Consider the following 3,469-nt stretch of genomic DNA (forward strand, 5'->3'; position numbering starts at 1 on the left):
GGGCGGTGGCGGCCGCGCTGGCCGCCGCCTACCGCGCCGGCTGGTTGCTCGAGCTCTTCACGGCCGCGTCCGCGGCGCTCGCGGCGCTGGTCGGGGCCGCGGTCTGGCGCTACCAGACCGAGGGGAAGCAGCGCCGCTTCATCGCCGGCGCCTTCTCGCGTTACGTCTCGCCCAAGGTCGTGGCGCAGATCCTCGAGCACCCGGAGAGCCTCGCCCTCGGCGGCGAGCGCCGCGACGTGACGCTCTTCTTCTCGGACCTCCAGGGGTTCACGTCGATCTCGGAAACGATGGGGCCTGCCGAGCTCGTCGGCTTCCTCAACGAGTACACGACGCTCATGGCGGACGTCATCACGGGGCCGGGCCTCGATGGCACGATCGACAAGTACATCGGCGATTCCGTGATGGCGTTCTGGGGCGCGCCGCTGCCCCAGCCGGACCACGCGCGCCGGGCGGTGCTGGCGGCGCTCGCCTGCCAGGAGCGGCTGCGGCCGTTCTGCGACGCGCTCGTCGCGCGGGGCGGGCCGCGGCTGGTGACCCGCATCGGGCTGAACAGCGGCGTCTGCGTCGTCGGCAACATGGGCTCGCGGGACCGCTTCGACTACACGGCGATCGGCGACACCGTGAACCAGGCCTCGCGGCTGGAGGGGACGAACAAGGTCTACGGCACGCTGATCATCGCGTCGGACGCTACGTGGGATGCCGCCGCGGGGGTGGCGTTCGGCCGCATGCTCGACCGCGTCCGCGTCAAGGGGAAGGCGGAGCCGGTGGCGATCCACGAGGCGATGGCGGTCGCGGGCGCGGAGACGCCGGCCCAGCGCTCGCTCGCCGCCGCCTACGGCGAGGCCTTCGCGGCCTACCAGCGGCGCGAGTGGGCGCGGGCGATCGCGCTCGCGGAGGCGATCCTCGCCGAGCGCGACGACGGGCCGACGCGGGTGCTGCGCGAGCGCTCCCGCGCCTTCCTGGCCTCGCCCCCGCCGCCGGACTGGGACGGCGTGTGGACGCTCACCAGCAAGTGATGTCCGTCACCGACCGCGCCTGTGGCGCTGCCGGCGCATCGGGGCTACAATTGAGAAAATGAAGACAACCGTGAGGCGGACGGCCATCGCATCTGCGGCAGTTCTCGGCGCCGTCGTTGCCCTGCTCGGCTGCGCCGCCGCCCCCGAGCCGCGGCACGGCCCTGCAGTCGGCGTGCGCGAGGAGAGCATCGACGCGCGCTACGACTACGAGTGCGACACGGTCTCCGGCACGACCGTCTGCGTCATGACCGGCAACGCGCTGCAGCCGCTCGCGCCCCGCTACCCGATGATCACCCTCGGGGCGGTGAAGCGCGAGGCGGGGGGCACGACGCGCTACTTCCTGCGGGTGGCGGCGATCAACATGGGCTCCTGGGTGGACATCCGCCGCGGCCCGTCGCTGCGGCTGACGGTCGACGGCGAGACGCTGGATCTCAGCGGGGACGGCAGCGCCGGCAACCGGATGGCCGGCGAGGCCGGCAAGCACTTCGAGGCCGCCACGTACCCTGTCGCCCCCGAGCTGATCGCCCGACTCGGCTCCGCGAAGAGCGTGGCCGCGCGCGTGGCCGGCGGGACCGTCGTGGAAAAGCGCTTCGGCCCCGTGAACCAGGCCTATTTCGCGATGTTCAGGCGCAAGTACATGGAAGGCGCGCCCGGGCCGGCCGCGGGCGCCAGGGAGGCCCGATGAGACGCTGGCTGCCGTTCCTGCTCGCCGCGGCACTGCTCGCCGGCGCCGTCTCCGCCCCCGCGGCCGAGACGGTGACGGTGATCATCAAGAAGACATCGATCCGCCGCGACCGCCAGTTCTACGCGCCGACGCTCGCCGAGGCCGGGCTCGGGGACTCCTTCACCGTGCTCGCGCGGGAGAAGGGCTGGGTGAAGGTCGGCACCTCCGCGGGCGAGGGGTGGCTGCACGAGTCGGCGGTGACGGCGAAGAAGGTGACGGCGTCCGCCAAGGGGCCGGCGGGGGGCAAGGTCGACGCCCAGGACGTGGCGCTCGCCGGCAAGGGCTTCAACCCGCAGGTCGAGAGCGAGTACCGTAAGAAGAATCCGAAGGACGACTTCGCCGCGGTCGACCGGATGGAGAAGCTCGGCGCGGGCGACAAGGCGATCGCCGACTTCCTCGCCGAGGGGCACCTCCAGCCGCGGGGGGCGGGCAAGTGAGCGCCGCCCGCCGTGCCGCCGCGCTCGCCGGCGTCCTGGGCCTCGCCGGCGGTCTCCTGCTGCTGCCGCAGTCCGCGCGGGCGAAGCTGGACCTCTTCAAGGCGCTCGAGACGGTCGTCGAGAACCAGGACAAGATCGTCAAGACCGGCGAGGCGCTGCGCAAGGGCTTCTCCGATCTCACGCCGCAGGAGGAGTACTACCTCGGCCGCGCGGTGGCCGCGCGCATCCTCGGGACCTACCGGGCGCTCGACGACGGCGAGCGCACGCGCTACGTCAACACGCTGGGCCAGGTCCTCGCGCGCTCCTCCAGCAGGCCCGAGACCTTCGGCGGCTGGCACTTCGCGCTGCTCGACTCGGACGAGGTCAACGCCTTCGCGGCCCCGGGCGGATTCATCTTCGTCACGCGCGGGCTCTACGCGACCTGCGCGAACGAGGAGCAACTGGCGGCGGTGCTCGCGCACGAGGTCAGCCACGTCACGTTGCGCCACGGCCTCGGGGCGATCAAGAACGAGCGGCTCACCGAGGCCTTCACGATCCTCGGCACCACGGCGCTCAAGGAGTACTCCAAGGGCGACCTGCAGAAGCTGACGACGGCCTTCGAGGGGAGCATCAACGACATCGCGAACCAGATGCTGGTCTCCGGCTACTCGCAGGGGCAGGAGTACGCGGCGGACGCGGAGGCGGCCCACGTCGCCTGGCGCGCGGGCTACGACCCGGCCGGGCTGACGCAGTTCCTCCAGGCGCTGCGCGAGAAAGGCAAGAGCGCCGCGCCGAAGGGCTTCTTCAGCACGCACCCGCCCGCGGCCGAGCGGCTCACGCGGGCCGAGGGGGCGATCGAGGACGACAGGCTCAGCGGGACGACGGACCCGGCCCGCACCAAGCGGTTCGCGCAGTACAGCCTTCGCTAGAAGTGCTCCCAGGTCCGCGGGACCAGGGGGCCCCTGCGGCCCCCGGGCTCGACGACCTCGATCCCTGATCCGCGCGCGGTGACCGCACCGATGCGCGTCACGGCGAGCTCAAGGCGCCGGCCGAGCGCCGCGATCTTCGCCGCGTTCCCCGGCCGCGCCGCGAACAGCAGTTCGTACTCTTCGCCGCCGTGCAGCGCCGCCTCGGACGGGTCGCGCCCGAGCAGTGCCGCCGCGCGGCGCGTCCCCCCCGTGACCGGCAGCGCGCCCGCCTCCACCGTCGCGCCGACGCGGCTTGCGGCGCACAGCCGCGCGAGGTCCCGCGAGAGCCCGTCGCTGATGTCCAGCGTGGCGGTCGCGAGGCCCGTGCGGGCGAGGGCTGCGGCG

At 73.1% G+C, this 3,469-nt stretch carries 5 protein-coding genes; 4 read left to right on the forward strand and 1 reads right to left on the reverse strand.

Annotated features, from left to right (window positions below):
- The 4 genes from VI078_03840 to VI078_03855 all read left to right on the forward strand — a co-directional run.
- The coding region (locus tag VI078_03840) for an adenylate/guanylate cyclase domain-containing protein (protein HEY5998417.1) at positions 1 to 1,016 on the forward strand (1,016 nt) is incomplete at its 5' end.
- A gap of 70 nt (positions 1,017 to 1,086) precedes the next feature.
- Positions 1,087 to 1,701 (forward strand): hypothetical protein, encoded by a 615-nt coding sequence (locus VI078_03845; protein ID HEY5998418.1) that lies wholly within the window; start codon positions 1,087 to 1,089, stop codon positions 1,699 to 1,701.
- Positions 1,698 to 2,177, forward strand: coding sequence for a hypothetical protein (locus VI078_03850; GenBank protein HEY5998419.1), 480 nt, complete (start codon positions 1,698 to 1,700; stop codon positions 2,175 to 2,177). Before VI078_03845 ends, VI078_03850 begins: the two co-directional genes overlap by 4 nt.
- Complete coding sequence (locus VI078_03855; protein ID HEY5998420.1) at positions 2,174 to 3,085, forward strand: M48 family metalloprotease; 912 nt, start codon at positions 2,174 to 2,176, stop codon at positions 3,083 to 3,085. The genes VI078_03850 and VI078_03855 overlap by 4 nt, the downstream gene beginning before the upstream one ends.
- On the opposite strand, the gene VI078_03860 is transcribed toward VI078_03855, so the two are convergent.
- Positions 3,082 to 3,469 (reverse strand): AIR synthase-related protein (locus VI078_03860; GenBank protein HEY5998421.1); only part of this gene is annotated, 388 nt, incomplete at its 5' end. The genes VI078_03855 and VI078_03860 overlap by 4 nt on opposite strands.

It is taken from the genome of bacterium (assembly GCA_036524115.1).
In the GTDB taxonomy this organism is placed as follows: Bacteria; JAUVQV01; JAUVQV01; order JAUVQV01; family DATDCY01; genus DATDCY01.

What these genes read in the sequence shown, in the direction of transcription:
- VI078_03850 (HEY5998419.1), top strand. Translation starts at nt 1,698, where the DNA reads ATGAGACGCTGGCTGCCGTTCCTGCTCGCCGCGGCACTGCTCGCCGGC.